Origin of the sequence: Pseudomonas berkeleyensis (assembly GCF_014109765.1) — a bacterium.
Taxonomy (GTDB): domain Bacteria; phylum Pseudomonadota; class Gammaproteobacteria; order Pseudomonadales; family Pseudomonadaceae; genus Aquipseudomonas; species Aquipseudomonas berkeleyensis.
This window is the reverse complement of the sequence record NZ_CP059139.1, coordinates 4,328,462-4,346,317: the sequence shown is the minus strand read 5'-3', so window position 1 is coordinate 4,346,317 and position 17,856 is coordinate 4,328,462. Positions and strand designations below refer to the sequence as shown.

21 protein-coding genes are annotated in these 17,856 nt (G+C 60.5%); 20 read left to right on the top strand and 1 reads right to left on the bottom strand.

Going from position 1 to position 17,856, the window contains the following annotated elements; genetic code table 11:
• The first annotated feature begins 18 nt into the window (after positions 1-18).
• The 5 genes from tgt (at position 19) to HS968_RS20115 (ending at position 5,026) form a co-directional block, all read left to right on the top strand.
• On the top strand, positions 19-1,134 hold the full coding sequence (gene tgt / locus HS968_RS20135; RefSeq protein ID WP_179625148.1) for a tRNA guanosine(34) transglycosylase Tgt: 1,116 nt from the start codon (positions 19-21) through the stop codon (positions 1,132-1,134).
• A gap of 39 nt (positions 1,135-1,173) precedes the next feature.
• Complete coding sequence (yajC, locus tag HS968_RS20130; protein WP_106736904.1) at positions 1,174-1,503, top strand: preprotein translocase subunit YajC; 330 nt, start codon at positions 1,174-1,176, stop codon at positions 1,501-1,503.
• Between the two features lie 68 nt (positions 1,504-1,571).
• Positions 1,572-3,440 (top strand): protein translocase subunit SecD, encoded by a 1,869-nt coding sequence (gene secD / locus HS968_RS20125; RefSeq protein WP_179622402.1) that lies wholly within the window; start codon positions 1,572-1,574, stop codon positions 3,438-3,440.
• An 8-nt stretch (positions 3,441-3,448) separates the two neighbouring features.
• Complete coding sequence (gene secF, locus HS968_RS20120) at positions 3,449-4,366, top strand: protein translocase subunit SecF (RefSeq protein ID WP_182368408.1); 918 nt, start codon at positions 3,449-3,451, stop codon at positions 4,364-4,366.
• Positions 4,367-4,483: 117 nt separating this feature from the next.
• Positions 4,484-5,026 (top strand): glycine zipper 2TM domain-containing protein, encoded by a 543-nt coding sequence (locus HS968_RS20115; RefSeq protein ID WP_119693345.1) that lies wholly within the window; start codon positions 4,484-4,486, stop codon positions 5,024-5,026.
• 56 nt (positions 5,027-5,082) lie between these two features.
• On the opposite strand, the gene suhB is transcribed toward HS968_RS20115, so the two are convergent.
• Positions 5,083-5,898 (bottom strand): type III secretion system regulator SuhB, encoded by an 816-nt coding sequence (gene suhB / locus HS968_RS20110; RefSeq protein WP_106736900.1) that lies wholly within the window; start codon positions 5,896-5,898, stop codon positions 5,083-5,085.
• A gap of 144 nt (positions 5,899-6,042) precedes the next feature.
• Between suhB and trmJ the strand changes: the two genes are divergently transcribed.
• From trmJ to ispG, 15 genes are all read left to right on the top strand, one after another.
• Entirely contained in the window at positions 6,043-6,822 is a 780-nt protein-coding gene (trmJ, locus tag HS968_RS20105; RefSeq protein ID WP_182371659.1) for a tRNA (cytosine(32)/uridine(32)-2'-O)-methyltransferase TrmJ, read from the top strand.
• On the top strand, positions 6,815-7,594 hold the full coding sequence (gene cysE / locus HS968_RS20100) for a serine O-acetyltransferase (protein ID WP_119693343.1): 780 nt from the start codon (positions 6,815-6,817) through the stop codon (positions 7,592-7,594). The genes trmJ and cysE overlap by 8 nt, the downstream gene beginning before the upstream one ends.
• A gap of 136 nt (positions 7,595-7,730) precedes the next feature.
• Positions 7,731-8,222, top strand: coding sequence for a Fe-S cluster assembly transcriptional regulator IscR (gene iscR, locus HS968_RS20095; RefSeq protein WP_182368407.1), 492 nt, complete (start codon positions 7,731-7,733; stop codon positions 8,220-8,222).
• A 30-nt stretch (positions 8,223-8,252) separates the two neighbouring features.
• The gene (locus HS968_RS20090) at positions 8,253-9,467 is read left to right on the top strand and encodes an IscS subfamily cysteine desulfurase (protein WP_182368405.1); all 1,215 of its coding nucleotides are present in this window, start codon (positions 8,253-8,255) and stop codon (positions 9,465-9,467) included.
• Positions 9,468-9,541: 74 nt separating this feature from the next.
• Positions 9,542-9,928 carry a Fe-S cluster assembly scaffold IscU gene (gene iscU, locus HS968_RS20085; RefSeq protein ID WP_017362576.1) on the top strand — a complete coding sequence of 129 codons (387 nt, stop codon included), beginning with the start codon at positions 9,542-9,544 and terminating at the stop codon, positions 9,926-9,928.
• A 13-nt stretch (positions 9,929-9,941) separates the two neighbouring features.
• Entirely contained in the window at positions 9,942-10,265 is a 324-nt protein-coding gene (gene iscA, locus HS968_RS20080) for an iron-sulfur cluster assembly protein IscA (protein ID WP_106736894.1), read from the top strand.
• Positions 10,265-10,786: a co-chaperone HscB gene (gene hscB, locus HS968_RS20075; RefSeq protein WP_179622397.1), complete on the top strand. Its 522-nt coding sequence runs from the start codon at positions 10,265-10,267 to the stop codon at positions 10,784-10,786. Before iscA ends, hscB begins: the two co-directional genes overlap by 1 nt.
• Before the next feature lie 45 nt (positions 10,787-10,831).
• On the top strand, positions 10,832-12,697 hold the full coding sequence (gene hscA / locus HS968_RS20070; protein WP_182368404.1) for a Fe-S protein assembly chaperone HscA: 1,866 nt from the start codon (positions 10,832-10,834) through the stop codon (positions 12,695-12,697).
• 3 nt (positions 12,698-12,700) lie between these two features.
• Positions 12,701-13,042: an ISC system 2Fe-2S type ferredoxin gene (fdx, locus tag HS968_RS20065; RefSeq protein WP_106736892.1), complete on the top strand. Its 342-nt coding sequence runs from the start codon at positions 12,701-12,703 to the stop codon at positions 13,040-13,042.
• 15 nt (positions 13,043-13,057) lie between these two features.
• Entirely contained in the window at positions 13,058-13,258 is a 201-nt protein-coding gene (gene iscX / locus HS968_RS20060) for a Fe-S cluster assembly protein IscX (protein ID WP_182368403.1), read from the top strand.
• Between the two features lie 102 nt (positions 13,259-13,360).
• Entirely contained in the window at positions 13,361-13,792 is a 432-nt protein-coding gene (gene ndk, locus HS968_RS20055) for a nucleoside-diphosphate kinase (protein WP_106736890.1), read from the top strand.
• Between the two features lie 28 nt (positions 13,793-13,820).
• Entirely contained in the window at positions 13,821-14,969 is a 1,149-nt protein-coding gene (gene rlmN, locus HS968_RS20050; protein ID WP_182368402.1) for a 23S rRNA (adenine(2503)-C(2))-methyltransferase RlmN, read from the top strand.
• 13 nt (positions 14,970-14,982) lie between these two features.
• Positions 14,983-15,744: a type IV pilus biogenesis/stability protein PilW gene (gene pilW / locus HS968_RS20045; RefSeq protein WP_182368400.1), complete on the top strand. Its 762-nt coding sequence runs from the start codon at positions 14,983-14,985 to the stop codon at positions 15,742-15,744.
• Positions 15,741-16,736, top strand: coding sequence for a helix-turn-helix domain-containing protein (locus tag HS968_RS20040; RefSeq protein ID WP_182368399.1), 996 nt, complete (start codon positions 15,741-15,743; stop codon positions 16,734-16,736). The genes pilW and HS968_RS20040 overlap by 4 nt, the downstream gene beginning before the upstream one ends.
• Before the next feature lie 3 nt (positions 16,737-16,739).
• Complete coding sequence (gene ispG / locus HS968_RS20035; RefSeq protein WP_106736886.1) at positions 16,740-17,852, top strand: flavodoxin-dependent (E)-4-hydroxy-3-methylbut-2-enyl-diphosphate synthase; 1,113 nt, start codon at positions 16,740-16,742, stop codon at positions 17,850-17,852.
• Positions 17,853-17,856 lie beyond the last annotated feature (4 nt).

Here is a 17,856-nt window from a genome sequence, read left to right as displayed (position 1 = left end):
ATGTCGCGCACCTGTCGTATGTCCTTCGAATTGCTCGCCACCGACGGCAAGGCCCGCCGTGGCCGCCTGACCTTCCCGCGCGGCGTGGTGGAAACACCGGCCTTCATGCCGGTGGGCACCTATGGCACGGTCAAGGGCATGTTGCCGCGTGATATCGAGGCCATCGGCGCGCAGATCATTCTCGGCAACACGTTCCACCTGTGGCTGCGCCCGGGCATGGAAGTGATCAAGAAACATGGCGACTTGCACGATTTCATGCAGTGGCAGGGGCCTATCCTCACCGACTCCGGTGGTTTCCAGGTGTTCAGCCTCGGCGCCATGCGCAAGATCAAGGAGGAGGGCGTGTACTTCGCCTCGCCGGTCGATGGCGCCAAGGTGTTCATGGGGCCGGAGGAGTCGATGCAGGTGCAGCGCGACCTGGGCTCGGACATCGTGATGATCTTCGACGAGTGCACGCCTTACCCTGCCGAGTTCGATGTGGCCAAACGTTCCATGGAGTTGTCGCTGCGCTGGGCCAAGCGTTCCAAGGCTGCTCATGGCGAAAGCACGGCAGCGTTGTTCGGCATCGTCCAGGGCGGCATGCATGAAGAACTGCGCATGCGCTCGCTCGAAGGGCTTTGCGAGATCGGCTTCGACGGCCTGGCCATAGGCGGGTTGTCGGTAGGCGAGCCGAAGGAAGAGATGATCCGCGTGCTGGACTTCCTGCCGCCGCACATGCCGGCCGACAAGCCGCGCTACCTGATGGGCGTGGGCAAGCCGGAGGATCTGGTCGAGGGTGTGCGCCGTGGCGTGGACATGTTCGACTGCGTGATGCCGACGCGTAATGCGCGTAACGGCCACCTGTTCGTCGATACCGGTGTGGTCAAGATCCGCAATGCCGTGCACAAGCTCGACGATTCACCGCTGGATCCGACCTGCGACTGTTACACCTGCAAACACTTCTCCAGGGCTTATCTGCATCACTTGGACAAGTGCGGGGAAATGCTCGGCAGTATGCTCAATACCATCCATAACTTGCGCCATTATCAGCGGGTCATGGCTGGTTTGCGCGAGGCTATCGGACAGGGTAAATTGGCCGACTTCGTCGAATCCTTCTACGCCAAACGCGGTCTTCCCGTGCCGCCACTGGACTGAATAACTGTCTCTAATTCGAGATTACAACAGGAGTGTTACATGAGCTTTTTCATCCCAGCAGCCTACGCTGACACCGCAGCTGCCGGCCCTGCCGGTAGTGGTTTCGAGTGGATTTTCCTGATCGGCTTTCTGGTCATCTTCTATTTGATGATCTGGCGTCCCCAGGCCAAGCGTGCCAAAGAGCACAAAGGCCTGATCAGCGGCCTGCAGAAGGGCGACGAAGTGGTGACCAGCGGTGGTATCGCCGGCAAAGTGACCAAAGTGACCGATGATTTCATCGTCGTCGAAGTTTCCGACAACGTGGAACTGAAATTCCAGAAGCAGGCTGTTGCAGCCGCCCTGCCCAAGGGCACGCTGAAAGCCATCTGATCTGGCTCTTGGTTTTCTATCGGCGGGGCGCATTTAGCGCCCCGCGTCATAAGCGGGTGGCTTGATTCATGCTCAACAAATACCCCCTGTGGAAATACCTGCTGATTCTGGCCGTTCTGGCCATTGGCCTGGTTTATTCCATTCCCAACCTCTACCCGGACGATCCGGCCGTGCAGATCAGTGGCGCGAGTTCCGCCCTGACCATCGAGCAGGCCGACCTGGATCGCGCTGCCAAGGCGCTGCAGGACGCGGACATCCAGGTCAAGGAAGCCAGTGTCGACGAGCGTGGTCGTGGTGGCCTGATTCGTCTGACCCGTCAGGATGACCAACTGCCGGCCAAGGACATCGTCCGCCGTGCGTTGGGTGATGACTACGTGGTAGCACTGAACCTCGCGCAAACCACGCCACAATGGTTGCGCAACCTCGGCGCCAGCCCGATGAAGCTGGGCCTCGACCTTTCTGGCGGTGTGCATTTCCTGCTGGAAGTGGATATGGACAAGGCGCTGGATGTGCGCCGCAAGGTTTACGAAGGCGAAATCAAGACGCTGCTGCGCAAGGAACGTGTGCGCTACCGCAGCATGCCGGAGCAGGGTGGTCGCATCCAGCTGGGCTTCGCCGATACCGAGAGTCTGGAGAAGGCGCAGAGCCTGATTCGCAAGGACTTCACCGATTTCGAGCTGAGCACCGTGACGCGCGGTGGTCAGCAGGTACTGCAGTTGGCTCTGACCCAGGCGAAGATCAGCGAGATTCGCGAATACTCGATCCGTCAGAACCTGACCACTGTCCGTAACCGTGTCAACGAGCTGGGCGTTGCCGAGCCGCTGGTGCAGCGCCAGGGTGCCAACCGCATCGTGGTCGAGCTGCCAGGCGTGCAGGACACCGCCGAAGCCAAGCGTATTCTCGGCAAGACCGCTAACCTCGAGTTCCGCCTGCAGGCTGATTTCGACGCGCCGCGTGGCGCCACCGAGAGCTTCGGCTTCCGCGAGGAAGGCCGCCCGCCGGTTCAGCTCGAGCGTGAACTGATCATCACCGGTGACCAGGTCACCGACGCTCAGGCCAGCTTCGACGAGAACGGCCGTCCGCAGGTGAACATCCGTCTCGACGGTCACGGTGGCGAGCTGATGAATCGCGCTACGCGCAATAACGTCGGCCGCAGCATGGCGGTGATCTTCATCGAGCAGAAGCCGATCACTCGCTACGAGCGTCAGACCGTCGACGGTGTCGAGCAGGATGTGGCGATTTCTTCCTTCGTCGAAGAGAAGAAGATCATCAGCCTGGCGACTATCCAGTCGGCACTGGGCAGTCAGTTCCGCATCACCGGCCTCAATGGCCAGGGCGAGTCGTCTGAACTGGCGCTGCTGCTTCGCGCTGGCGGCCTGGCCGCGCCGATGTACTTCGCCGAAGAACGCACCATTGGCCCGAGCCTGGGTGCGGAAAACATCACCAAGGGTATCGAGTCGACCGAGTGGGCGATGATCTTCGTGGCCATCTTCATGGTTCTGATCTATCGCTTCTTCGGTGTGCTGGCGACCGTGGCGCTGGCGTTCAACCTGGTGCTGCTGGTGGGGCTGATGTCGGCCATCGGTGCCACGCTGACCTTGCCAGGTATCGCCGGTATCGTGCTGACTCTGGGTATGGCGGTTGATGCCAACGTACTCATCTACTCACGGATACGTGAGGAGCTGGGCAACGGCTTGTCGGTGCAGCGTGCCATTCACGAAGGCTTCGACCGTGCCTACACGGCGATTCTCGACAGTAACCTGACCACATTGCTGGTCGGCGGCATCCTGTTTGCCATGGGCTCCGGGCCGGTCAAGGGCTTCGCGGTGACCATGTCCCTCGGGATCATCACCTCGATGTTCACAGCCATCATGTTTACCCGCGGCATGGTCAACCTGATCTTCGGTGGCCGTGACTTCAAGAAGCTGTGGATCTGAGGCAAGCCATGATCAAGTCAACTATTCGTTTCATGGCGATCCGCAACGTTGCGTTCGCCATCACCGTGCTGCTGACCCTCATCGGTCTCGGTGCGTTGTTCTCCAAGGGGTTGAACTACGGCCTCGATTTCACCGGTGGTACGCTCATCGAGCTGCAGTATGAACAACCGGCGGATCTCGAAGGGATCAAGCGCGAGTTGGGGCAGGCCGGCTATAACGACGCCATCGTGCAGAGTTTCGGTGCCACTACCGATGTGCTGATTCGTTTGTCCGGTGATGACCCGCAGCTGGGCTCGCAGGTCGCCGATGCGCTGCGCAAGATCGATGTGGACACCCGCTTCGAGCTCAAGCGTGTGGAGTTCGTTGGCCCGCAAGTGGGTGAAGAGCTGCGCGATCAGGGTGGCCTGGCCATGCTGCTGGCACTCGGCGGCATCCTGCTGTACCTGGCCTTCCGCTTCCAGTGGAAGTTCGGTGTCGGTGCAGTCGCCTCGCTGGCGCATGACGTGGTGATCACGCTGGGTGTGCTGGCATTCTTCCAGGTGCCTTTCGACCTGACCGTGCTGGCTGCGGTGCTGGCGATGATCGGTTACTCGCTCAACGACACCATCATCATCTATGACCGCATTCGCGAAAACTTCCGCATGCTGCGCAAGACCGGCCTGGAGGAGAACATCGATATCTCCGTGACCCAGACGTTGCTGCGTACCATTGCGACCTCGCTTTCCACCTCCTTGGCGCTGGTTGCGCTGCTGGTGTTCGGTGGCGACGTGTTGGCGGCCTTCGCCCTGACCCTGCTGGTCGGTGTTGTGGTCGGTACCTATTCTTCGGTCTACATCGGCGCTACCGTGCTGATCTGGCTGAAGCTGGGCGTGGAGGATCTGATCCCGCCGGCAGTCGAAGCCGAGGCTGACGACGGCCTCCCATAGGGTGTGACGCGCTTCATGAAAGAACGCAAAAGCCGCGGCAAGTCGAACTTGCCGCGGCTTTTTGCTGTCCTAGGCAGGGAGAAGGGCGCGAGTCGCCGAGCCTAGGAGACACAAAAAATGAATAAATCACTGTTGGTAGGTGCCGTACTGGGTGCTGTTGGTGTGACCGCTGGTGGTGCTGTCGCCACCTATAGTCTGGTCGATCGTGGCCCGGACTATGCTGAGGTGCTGGCCGTCACTCCGATCAATGAAACCGTGAAAACCCCGCGGGAAGTCTGCAAGGACGTGGCTGTAACCCGTCAGCGTCCGGTGCAGGATCAGCATCAGATCGCTGGTACCGCCATCGGCGCCATCGCTGGTGGTTTGCTGGGTAACCAGGTCGGTGGCGGCACCGGCAAGAAGATCGCCACGGTAGCGGGTGCGGTCGGCGGAGGCTATGCCGGTAACAAGATTCAGGAAGGCATGCAGCAGCGCGACACTTACACCACCACCGAAACCCGCTGCAACACCGTGACCGATACCAGTGAGAAGCTGGTTGGCTACGACGTGAAGTATCAGTTGGGCGAGAAGGTCGGCAATGTGCGCATGGATCGCGATCCGGGCAGCCGTATTCCGGTCAACAAGCAAGGTGAACTGGTGCTGGTGCAGCAGGCACAGTAAGAATACAGAGCAATAAAAAACGCCCCTCGGGGCGTTTTTTATTGCTCGATGGATGCTCAGCGCTTCATCGAGGGAGCCAGGTGTGGCTGAATTGCAGTCAGTACGGCCTTGAAGCACTTGGTGTTGCCGGCAACGATCTGGCCCTTCTCGAGGAATTCGTGGCCGCCAGTGAAGTCGCTGACCAGTCCGCCTGCTTCCTGAATCAGCAGGGCGCCTGCGGCCATGTCCCACTCGGACAGGCCGAATTCCCAGAAAGCGTCGTAACGACCGGCTGCGACGTAGGCCAGATCCAGGCTGGCGGCGCCGGCACGGCGTACGCCGGCGGTCTGGCCAACCAGGCTGCGGAACATGCCCAGGTAGTTCTCGAGGTTGTCCAGTTGTTCATTGCGGAACGGGAAGCCGGTGCCCAGCAGTGCGCCGTCCAGGCTCTTGCGGTTGCTGACGCGCAGGCGGCGACCATTGAGGGCGGCACCACGGCCACGGCTGGCGGTGAATTCTTCCTGGCGAACCGGGTCGAGGACGATGGCGTGCTCGAGGCGGCCGCGGTATTTGCAGGCGATGCTGATGGCGAAATGCGGAACGCCGCGAATGAAGTTAGTGGTGCCGTCCAGCGGGTCGATGATCCACTGATAGTCGGCGCCTTCGCCGCTGCCTTCCAGTACGCCACCTTCCTCGCCGAGGAAGCTGTGGGTCGGGTAAGCCTTGCGGATGGCTTGGACGATCATCAGTTCGGCGGCCTTGTCGACCTCGGTGACGTAGTCCTTGGCATCCTTCTCGTCGACCGAGATGACATCCAGGCGCTCAATGGAGCGAAAGATCATTTCACCGGCGCTGCGGGCGGCGCGCAGGGCGATATTCAGCATGGGCTGCATGGGTGGTTCACCTGGGGCGTTAAAGAAAGCCGGCCATGTTAGCAGAAAACCGTTGCCGATGAAGCGCCGTCTGTACCTGCATGGCAATCACGCAAGGGCTTGGGTAAGATCGTTGCCCCCTAATCGTTTCTGAGAGTGTCTGCATTGCTGGACAATATTCGCGTCGTTCTGGTGGGCACCAGTCATCCGGGCAATATCGGTGGTGCTGCGCGGGCGATGAAAAACATGGGCTTGTCGCGCCTGGTGCTGGTCGAGCCGGAAGATTTTCCCAGTAGCGATGCAGTTGCTCGCGCATCCGGTGCGACCGATGTGCTGGATGCGGCTCAGGTGGTTGGATCGCTCGAAGAAGCGCTGGTCGGCTGCAGTCTGGTGATTGGCACCAGTGCCCGTGATCGGCGTATTCCCTGGCCTTTGCTCGATCCGCGTGAGTGCGGTGTCGCCAGTTGCGAGCAGGCGGCAGCGGGCGGTGAGGTGGCGCTAGTGTTCGGTCGTGAATACGCCGGCCTGACCAATGAAGAGCTGCAGCGATGTCAATACCACGTGCATATCCCGTCCAATCCGGATTTCAGTTCGCTGAATCTGGCGGCGGCGGTGCAGGTGCTGGCCTATGAAGTGCGCATGGCCTGGTTGGCTGCTTCGAGCCTGCCGACCAAGGTGGAAAAGCTGGAAGCCACGGCGATGCTCAATGCCCAGGCGGCGACAGCGGATGAGCTGGAGTCTTTCTACGGTCATCTGCGGCGCGTGCTGGTGATGATCGGTTTTCTCGATCCGCAGAAGCCACGACACCTGATGACTCGCCTGCGCCGTTTGTATGGGCGCAGTGCGGTGAGCAAGTTGGAAATGAATATCCTGCGCGGCATTCTCACCGAGACCGAGAAAGCCGTGCGTGGAGAGCCTCATAAGCAGGGGAAGTCTGATGTTTGAACGCATGCGAGAAGATATCCAGAGCGTATTTCACCGTGACCCGGCGGCACGCAACGCCTTCGAGGTGGTGACCTGCTATCCGGGGCTGCACGCCATCTGGTTGCATCGTGTGGCACATGCTCTATGGCGTTCGGGTTGGAAGTGGCTGGCGCGCGTGGTGTCCAATTTTGGTCGCTGGCTGACCGGTATCGAGATTCATCCGGGTGCCAGGATCGGGCGGCGATTCTTTATCGATCACGGTATGGGCATCGTCATCGGTGAGACGGCCGAGATCGGTAACGATGTGACGCTGTACCAGGGCGTGACTCTTGGTGGTACCAGCTGGAACAAGGGCAAGCGCCACCCGACGCTGGAGGATGGTGTGGTGGTCGGTGCCGGGGCCAAGGTGTTGGGGCCGTTCACTGTCGGTGCGGGGGCCAAGATCGGCTCCAACGCGGTGGTGACCAAGGCGGTGCCGGCTGGTGCAACGGCGGTGGGTATTCCTGGCAAGATCATCGTCAAGTCCGATGACGAGCAGGAGGCCAAGCGTCAGGCCATGGCCGAGAAGATCGGCTTCGATGCCTATGGTGTCGGGCAGGACATGCCGGATCCGGTTGCGCGCGCCATTGGTCAACTGCTCGACCATCTGCAGGCGGTGGATGGGCGTCTGGAGGATGTGAGCAAGGCGCTGGCGTCGATGGATTGCGACTATCGTGCCAGGGCTCTGCCGGCCTTGCGTGATGAGGACTTCGCCGAGGTCTGCAAGGGGCAGGGCGATAAGCCGGCAGCCTGATGCGTGGCGGGGTGGTCTCTGCTATCATCCCGCCTCCCTTCGCGGTCAATCCTGAGTAAATCAATAGGTCTTATAGTTGACTTAAATACTCGGAAATTGCATACTTCGCCGCAATTCAGTGATTCGTGGTAGAGCCATGCGACTGACCACCAAAGGCCGTTACGCCGTTACCGCCATGCTTGATCTGGCGCTGCACGCGCAGCATGGGCCTGTTTCCCTAGCCGACATTTCAGAGCGACAAGGCATCTCCTTGTCCTATCTGGAGCAGCTGTTCGCCAAGTTGCGCCGTGGCAACCTGGTTTCCAGTGTGCGTGGGCCGGGTGGCGGCTATCAGCTGTCGCGCGACATGGGCGGCATCCAGGTGGCTCAAGTGATCGATGCGGTCAATGAGTCAGTGGATGCCACGCGTTGCCAGGGGCAGGGTGATTGTCACTCTGGCGACACCTGCCTGACTCATCACCTGTGGTGCGATCTCAGTCAGCAAATTCATGAATTCCTCAGTGGCATCAGCCTGGCCGATCTGGTCGCGCGCCGTGAGGTTCAAGAGGTCGCGTTGCGCCAGGATCAGCGCCGCTGCAATGGCAGGGCGCCGCGCCTGGATAAGATTGAAGCGTCTGCCATCGAATGAGCAGGGCGTTTGCCTGATAGGAGAAACCCAATGAAATTGCCGATTTATCTCGATTACTCCGCAACCACGCCGGTAGATCCGCGTGTTGCGCAGAAAATGAGCGAGTGCCTGCTGGTCGACGGTAATTTTGGCAACCCGGCGTCGCGCTCCCATGTGTTTGGCTGGAAGGCCGAAGAAGCGGTGGAAAACGCCCGTCGCCAGGTCGCCGAGTTGGTCAATGCCGATCCGCGCGAGATTGTCTGGACCAGTGGTGCCACCGAGTCCGACAACCTTGCCATCAAGGGTGTTGCGCACTTCTACAGCAGCAAAGGCAAGCACATCATCACTTCCAAGATCGAGCACAAGGCGGTGTTGGATACCACCCGCCAGCTCGAGCGCGAAGGCTTCGAGGTCACTTATCTGGAGCCGGGCGAGGACGGTCTGATCACGCCGGCAATGGTTGAGGCTGCATTGCGCGAGGACACCGTTCTGGTGTCGCTCATGCACGTCAACAACGAAATCGGCACCATCAATGACATCGCTGCCATTGGCGAGCTGACCCGTTCGCGCGGCGTGCTGCTGCATGTCGATGCGGCGCAGTCCACCGGCAAGGTGGAAATCGATCTGGAAAAGATGAAGGTCGACCTGATGTCCTTCTCTGCCCATAAGACTTACGGCCCGAAAGGCGTTGGCGCCCTGTACGTACGTCGCAAGCCGCGCGTGCGTCTGGAAGCGCAGACCCATGGCGGTGGCCATGAGCGTGGCATGCGCTCTGGCACCCTGGCGACTCACCAATGCGTCGGCATGGGTGAGGCCTTCCGTATCGCCAAGGAAGAGATGGTCGCGGAAAATCAGCGCATCGCTGCTCTGCGTGATCGTTTCTACCGTCAGCTGGAAGACATGGAAGAGCTGTACGTCAACGGCAGCCTGACTGCTCGTGTGCCGCACAACCTTAACCTGAGTTTCAACTATGTCGAGGGTGAGTCGCTGATCATGGCGCTCAAGGATCTCGCCGTATCGTCCGGCTCGGCCTGCACCTCGGCTTCCCTGGAGCCGTCCTACGTGCTGCGCGCCCTGGGTCGTAACGATGAGCTGGCACACAGCTCGATTCGCTTCACCTTCGGCCGCTTCACCACTGAAGAAGAGGTCGACTACGCCGCTGTCAAGGTTCGTGAGGCCGTGGACAAGCTGCGTGAGTTGTCGCCCCTGTGGGATATGTTCAAAGAAGGTGTCGACCTTTCCACCGTGGAATGGGCAGCACACTAAAAGCTGCCGAGGCGGATCGCTCGGTTTCCAGCGGTTCGCCGGAGAGCGGCACCTGATGAGAGAGGAAGTACACCATGGCATACAGTGACAAGGTCATCGACCACTACGAGAATCCGCGCAACGTCGGCAAGCTGAACGCCGAAGATCCGGACGTTGGCACCGGCATGGTCGGCGCGCCGGCTTGCGGCGACGTCATGCGCTTGCAGATCAAGGTCAGCGAGAGCGGCGTGATCGAAGACGCCAAGTTCAAGACCTATGGCTGCGGTTCCGCCATCGCTTCCAGCTCCCTCGCTACCGAGTGGATGAAGGGCAAGACCCTGGACGAGGCTGAAAGCATCAAGAACACCCAGCTTGCCGAAGAACTGGCGTTGCCGCCGGTGAAAATTCACTGCTCGGTGCTCGCCGAGGACGCCATCAAGGCGGCCGTGCGCGACTACAAGCAGAAGAAAGGCTTGCTCTGATACGAGGTTTGCAATGGCCATCACCATGTCTGAAGCTGCTGCCCGTCACGTGCAACGCTCCCTCGATGGGCGTGGCAAGGGGGCAGGTATTCGTCTTGGCGTGCGTACCACGGGTTGTTCCGGCCTGGCCTACGTGCTCGAGTTCGTCGATGAGCTGGCGGCCGAGGATCAGGTTTTCGAGAGCCATGGCGTCAAGGTGATCATCGATCCCAAGAGCCTGGTGTATCTCGATGGCACCGAGTTGGACTTCGTCAAGGAAGGCCTCAATGAGGGCTTCAAGTTCAACAACCCCAACGTGCGTGGCGAATGCGGTTGCGGTGAGAGCTTCAACGTCTGATGGGTAGTCCCTGCCACTTCGCGCTGTTCGACCTGCAGCCCAGTTTTCGCCTCGACCTCGATCAGTTGGCTGCGCGTTACCGTGAGCTGGCGCGTCAGGTTCACCCGGATCGCTTCGCTGACGCTGGCGAACGTGAGCAGCGTATGGCGCTGGAGCGTTCGGCCTGTCTCAACGAGGCCTACCAGGTATTGAAGACGCCTTCGCAGCGCGCTCGTTACTTGCTCGCTCTGCGCGGGCCCGAGCTGCCGTTGGAAGTGACGGTGCAGGATCCGGACTTCCTGCTGCAGCAAATGGAGCTGCGCGAGGAGTTGGAAGAACTGCACGACGATGCCGACCTGGCTGGCGTTGCGGCTTTCAAGCGCCGCCTCAAGTCTGCGCAGGAGCAGCTCAACGAAAGCTTTGCCGCTTGCTGGGACGATGATGCCCGGCGTGAGGAGGCTGAGCGCCTGATGCGCCGCATGCAGTTCCTCGACAAGCTTTCCCATGAAGTGCGCCAGTTAGAAGAGCGCCTCGACGATTAACCTGTGGGTTGCTCCGGCAGCCCGCCTGATGATTTCAAGACGACCATGGCCTTATTGCAGATCGCCGAGCCAGGACAGAGCCCACAACCTCACCAGCGTCGGCTGGCGGTGGGTATCGACCTGGGTACCACCAATTCTCTGGTCGCTGCAGTGCGTAGCGGGTTGGCTGAGCCGCTTCCTGATGAGGCGGGCAAGGTCATTCTGCCGTCGGCGGTTCGTTACCACCCCGAGCGTGTCGAGGTGGGCGAGTCTGCCAAGTTGGCGGCTGCCAGCGATCCGTTCAACACGGTGCTGTCGGTCAAGCGTCTGATGGGGCGTGGCATCGCCGACGTGCATCAGCTTGGCGAGCAATTGCCTTATCGCTTCGTCGTTGGCGAGTCGCACATGCCCTTCATCGAGACGGTGCAGGGAGCGAAGAGCCCGGTCGAGGTGTCGGCGGATATTCTCAAGGCGCTGCGTCAGCGCGCCGAGCAGGTGCTGGGTGGCGAGCTGGTTGGGGCGGTGATCACCGTGCCGGCGTATTTCGACGATGCCCAGCGTCAGGCCACCAAGGATGCGGCGCGACTTGCCGGCCTGAATGTCCTGCGTCTGCTCAATGAGCCCACGGCAGCAGCCGTCGCCTATGGCTTGGATCAGAAGGCCGAGGGCGTGGTCGCCATCTATGACCTGGGTGGCGGCACATTCGATATCTCCATCCTGCGCCTGACCGGCGGTGTGTTCGAAGTGCTGGCGACCGGTGGCGATAGCGCACTGGGTGGCGATGACTTCGATCATGCCGTGGCGGACTGGATCATCCAGCAGGCCGGCATCTCCAGCGATCTCGATCCGGCTGCGCAGCGTAGCTTGCTGCAGGCCGCCTGCGCTGCCAAGGAGGCACTGACGGCCGCTGATGAGGTCGAGCTGAGATATGGCGACTGGCGCGGCAGGCTGTCGCGCGAGCAGTTCGAAGCACTGATCGAGCCGATGGTGGCGCGCAGCCTCAAGGCTTGCCGGCGCGCCGTACGCGACTCCGGCGTCGAACTGGACGAAGTGAGCGCGGTGGTCATGGTGGGCGGCTCTACACGTGTGCCGCGTGTGCGTGAAGCCGTAGGTGAATTGTTCGGACGTGCGCCGCTGACCAATATCGATCCGGATCAGGTGGTGGCGATTGGCGCCTCGATTCAGGCCGATACGCTGGCCGGCAATCAGCGTGGTGATGGCGAAGAGTTGCTGCTGCTGGACGTGATTCCCCTGTCGCTCGGCCTGGAGACCATGGGCGGGCTGATGGAGAAGGTGATTCCTCGCAACACCACTATTCCGGTTGCGCGCGCGCAGGAGTTCACTACTTACAAGGATGGCCAGACGGCCATGATGATTCACGTGCTGCAGGGCGAACGCGAGCTGATCGCCGACTGTCGTTCCCTGGCGCGTTTCGAGCTACGCGGTATCCCACCGATGGTGGCTGGGGCGGCGAAGATTCGCGTGACCTTCCAGGTGGACGCCGATGGCCTGCTTAGCGTGGCGGCTCGTGAACTCGGTTCCGGTGTGGAGGCGAACATTCAGGTCAAACCGTCCTACGGGCTGACCGATGGCGAAATCGCCCGCATGCTGCAGGATTCCTTCCAGAATGCTGGTGACGACAAGGCTGCCCGTGTTCTGCGTGAGCAGCAGGTCGATGCTCAGCGTCTGATCGAGGCTGTCGAGGCTGCGTTGCAGGTCGATGGCGAGCGTTTGCTCGATGCCGAGGAGCGCGAGGTCATCGAACTGCAAGTGCAGGAGCTGCGTGATTTGCTCGTTGGTAACGATGGGCTTGCCATCGAGCGGCAGACCAAGCGCCTGTCACAGGTTACTGATGCCTTTGCTGCCCGTCGTCTGGACTCCACCGTGAAAGCCGCGCTGGCCGGGCGCAATCTGAATGAGATCGAGGAATAACTGATGCCGCAGGTGATTTTTCTGCCCCACGAGAGATTTTGCCCGGAAGGCCTGGTAGTCGAGGCAGAGCCGGGTATCTCGATTCTTGAGTTGGCGCACGAGCACCATATCGAGATGGAAAGTGCCTGCGGTGGCGTGTGTGCCTGCACCACCTGCCACTGCATCGTTCGCGAAGGTTTCGATTCGTTGAACGAGGCGGATGAGCTGGAAGAGGACTACCTGGACAAGGCATGGGGGCTCGAGGCTCAATCGCGCCTGGCTTGTCAGGCCATCGTTGGTGAAGAAGACATCACCGTTGAGATTCCGAAATATTCGCTTAACCATGCAGCTGAAGCGCCGCACTGATCAGGAAGTATCATCATGAGCCTGAAATGGGTCGATGTATTGGAAATCGCCATCCAGTTGAGTGAGCAGAAGCCGGATGTCGATCCGCGCTATGTGAATTTCGTCGATCTGCGTAGCTGGGTGCTGGCTCTGCCGGCGTTTTCCGACGACCCGCAGCGTGGTGGTGAGAAGGTGCTCGAGGCGATCCAGGCGGCGTGGATCGAAGAAAACGATTGAGCCCAGGCGCCTCAGGGCGCACGCCCTACGCTTTTGACCGGAACCCGCGTATAATTCGCGGGTTTAATTTTTCGCTTTAACCCATAGTTTCTGGAGCTTCACATGGCCGTTCAACGTACTTTCTCCATCATCAAGCCTGACGCCGTTGCCAAGAACGTCATCGGTGAGATCACCTCCCGTTTCGAAAAGGCCGGCCTGCGTGTCGTAGCTTCGAAGATGGTTCAACTGTCCGAGCGCGAAGCTGCTGGCTTCTACGCTGAGCACAGCGAGCGTGGCTTCTTCAAGGATCTGGTTGCTTTCATGACTTCCGGTCCGGTCATCGTTCAGGTTCTGGAAGGCGAGAACGCCGTTGCCAAGAACCGTGAGCTGATGGGCGCTACCAACCCGAAAGAAGCTGCCGCCGGCACCATTCGCGCCGATTTCGCCGTTTCCATCGACGAGAACGCCGTTCACGGTTCGGATTCCGAAGCTTCCGCTGCTCGCGAGATCGCTTACTTCTTCTCCGCTACCGAGCAGTGCGCGCGCATTCGCTGATTACAGCGAATGATGCGAGGGTGAAGCCATGACCAATACCACCGGCAAGATCAACCTGCTGGGCCTGACCCAGCCGGAAATGGAAAAGTTCTTCGAGTCCATTGGCGAGAAGCGCTTCCGTGCCGGCCAGGTAATGAAGTGGATTCACCACTTTGGCGTCGATGATTTCGCCGCCATGAGCAACGTTGGCAAGGCCTTGCGCGAGAAGCTCGAGGCCTCTGCCGAGATTCGCAGCCCGGAAGTGGTCAGCGAAAATATTTCCGCCGATGGCACGCGCAAGTGGGTGGTGCGTGTGGCGTCCGGCAGCTGTGTTGAAACCGTATACATCCCGCAGAACGGCCGTGGCACCCTGTGTGTGTCGTCGCAGGCCGGCTGTGCACTGGATTGCAGCTTCTGCTCCACCGGCAAGCAGGGTTTCAACAGCGACCTGACCAGTGCCGAGATCATCGGCCAGGTGTGGATCGCCAACAAATCCTTCGGCAGCGTGCCGGCGAAGATCGACCGTGCCATCACCAACGTGGTGATGATGGGCATGGGTGAGCCGCTGCTGAACTTCGACAACGTCGTCTCTGCCATGCAGATCATGATGGACGATCTTGGTTATGGCATTTCCAAGCGCAAGGTGACTTTGTCCACCTCCGGCGTGGTGCCGATGATCGACAAGCTGGCCGAGGTGATCGACGTTTCCCTGGCGCTGTCGCTGCACGCGCCCAACGACGAACTGCGCAACCAGTTGGTGCCGATCAACAAGAAGTACCCGCTGGAAGTGCTCCTGGCGGCGTGCAAGCGCTACATCTCCAAGCTCGGTGAAAAGCGTGTGCTGACCATTGAGTACACCTTGCTCAAGGGCGTCAATGATCAACCCGAGCACGCTGAGCAGATGATCGCACTTCTCGCCGATGTGCCTTGCAAGATCAACCTGATTCCGTTTAATCCATTCCCCTTCTCGGGATACGAGCGGCCGAGCAATAACGCTATTCGCCGCTTCCAGGATCTGTTGCACAAGGCTGGTCATAACGTCACGGTACGCACGACGCGTGGTGACGATATCGATGCCGCCTGCGGTCAGTTGGTTGGCCAGGTCATGGATCGTACCCGCCGCAGCGAGCGCTATATCGCCGTGCGCCAGCTGGGTAGCGAGGCGCAAGAGCCTGCTGCCGCTGTCAACCGAAATTGAAAAGAGGATGCCTATGACCTTGCGCCCCGCGCTGTTATTGCTCGTCGTCAGCCTGCTCGGTGGTTGCGTGACCACTGGCGATGTCGACCCCATGCGTACGGCGGAAGGGCGTGAAAAGGCGCGTGACTCTTATGTGCAACTGGGGGTCGCGTATATCCAGCAGGGCGACACCCAGCGTGCCAAGGTGCCACTGAAGAATGCGCTCGATCTGGATCCGTCCAATGCTGACGCCCATGCCGCACTGGCCATGGCCTTTCAGCTGGAAATGGAACCGAAACTGGCCGATGAGCATTTTCGCAAGGCGCTGTCCCAGCGCCCGAAAGATGCGCGCCTGCTGAACAACTATGGTGGCTTTCTGTTCGAGCAGAAGCGTTATCAGGACGCCATGAACACCTACCTCAAAGCGGCCGAGGACAACCTCTATCCGGAGCGTTCCCGGGTGTTCGAGAATCTGGGGCTGACGGCGCTGCAGTTGAATCAGCGTGAGCAGGCCAAGGAGTATTTCCAGCGTGCGTTGCGCCTGAGCAGTCGCCAGCCACGTGCGTTGCTGGAAATGGCCTTACTGTCCTACGAGGACAAAGAATACGTACCGGCTCGCAGTTACTACGACAGTTACAGCGAGATGGCGCCGCAGAATGCTCGCAGCCTGCTGCTTGGTGCGCGTCTGGCCGAGGTCTTCGAAGATCGTGATCGGGCGGCCAGCCTCGGGCTGCAATTGCGACGCCTGTACCCGGCTTCTCAGGAATATCAGCAATACGTTTCGGGGCAAAAATGAAAACGGCACATAGCGAAGTGACACAGCCAATGCCGAACAATCCAGGCGAAAGCCTGCGCCAGGCCCGCGAGATCAAAGGGTGGAGCGTCGCTGAAGTAGCAGTGCAGCTCAACCTGACGCCACAGCGTCTGGCCCAGATCGAGGCCGGAGCCTTCGACAAGCTGCCGGGTACGACTTTCGCTCGCGGTTATATCCGTGCTTACGCCAAGTTGCTGGAGCTGGATCAGAATCGCCTGGTGGTGGAGTTCGATCAGTTCACCGGTACCGATTCGGCCGGCAGTAGCGTGCACAGCCTGGGTCGTATCGAAGAACCAGTACGTTACTCGCAGAGCATTCTGCGCCTGGTGAGCTTCCTGCTGCTGCTGGCGTTGGTCGGCGCCGGTTTTCTCTGGTGGCAGGATCAGGGACGCCCTGTTGCCAGCCTGGCCGATCTGGGCTTGGAGCATGTGGAAGTGGATGGCGCCGATGGCACTACCCAGGTTCACTCGCTGGCCGAGCCGGAAGATCAGGCCGTGGTCGCTGCCCAGGGTAACGAGCAGAGCAGCCCTCTGCTGCTGCCGATAGAGCCGGGTGAGGCGCCGGAAGTTTCCAGTGATGGCCAGCAGTCTGCTAGTGAGCCGGCGACTGCTGATTCCACCGCTGCTGCCGCGCCAGAAAGCCAGGCGGCACCTGCACCAACTACTCCTGCTGCAGAACAGGCGCCGGCAGCCTCTGCTGCTCAGCCGGCTGCACCTGTTGCGATCGCTGCTGGACAGGGCGCGCTGAACATCCAATTCACCGCCGATTGCTGGACGCAGGTCACCGATGCTGATGGCAAGGTACTGCTGAGTGCGCTCAAGCGTAGTGGTGAGCGTATCGAGCTGAGCGGCAAGGCTCCGCTGGAGCTGCGCCTGGGCTTCGCCCGGGGCGCCCAGGTCAGCTACAACGGCGAGAACGTCAATGTTGCGCCGCACATGACTGGCGAAACCGCGCGCCTGAAACTGGGGTTGTAAATCATGCATTGCGAATCGCCGATCAAGCGCCGACTGTCGCGCAAGATCTGGGTTGGCTCGGTACCGGTGGGCGGTGATGCGCCGATCGCGGTACAGAGCATGACCAACACCGACACCAATGATGTCGCTGCTACCGTGGCGCAGATTCGTCGCCTGGAAGACGCCGGCGCCGACATCGTGCGCGTCTCCGTGCCGGACATGGACGCTGCTGAGGCCTTCGGTCGCATCAAGCAGCAGGTACGCGTACCGCTGGTGGCGGATATTCACTTCGATTACCAGATCGCCCTGCGGGTGGCTGAACTGGGCGTCGACTGTCTGCGCATCAACCCCGGCAACATCGGTCGTGAGGATCGCGTCAGGGCGGTGGTCGAGGCTGCGCGCGACAAGGGCATCCCGATCCGCATCGGCGTCAATGCCGGTTCGCTGGAAAAGGATCTGCAGAAGAAATACGGCGAGCCGACTCCTGCGGCACTGGTCGAGTCGGCTTTGCGCCATGTCGAACACCTGGATCGCCTGAATTTTCCTGACTTCAAGGTCAGCGTGAAGGCCTCCGACGTGTTCATGGCGGTGGAGGCCTATCGGCTGCTGGCCAAGCAGATCGAGCAGCCACTGCATTTGGGCATCACCGAAGCCGGCGGTTTGCGTTCGGGCACGGTGAAGTCCGCGGTGGGACTGGGCATGCTGCTGGCCGACGGAATTGGCGATACCATCCGCATCTCGCTGGCCGCTGACCCGGTGGAGGAGATCAAGGTTGGTTTCGACATCCTCAAATCCCTGCGTCTGCGTTCGCGTGGCATCAACTTCATCGCCTGCCCGAGCTGCTCGCGGCAGAACTTCGATGTGGTCAAGACCATGAACGAGCTGGAAAGCCGTGTCGAGGATCTGCTGGTGCCGCTGGACGTCGCCGTGATCGGTTGTGTGGTCAATGGGCCTGGCGAAGCCAAGGAGGCGCATATCGGCCTTACCGGCGGTAGCCCGAACAACCTGGTCTATATCGATGGCAAACCGGCCTCGAAGCTGACCAATGAAAACCTGGTGGACGAGCTGGAGAAGCTCATCCGCGACAAGGCGGCCGAGAAGGCCGCCGCTGATGCCGCTGTGATCGTACGCGGCTGAGAGC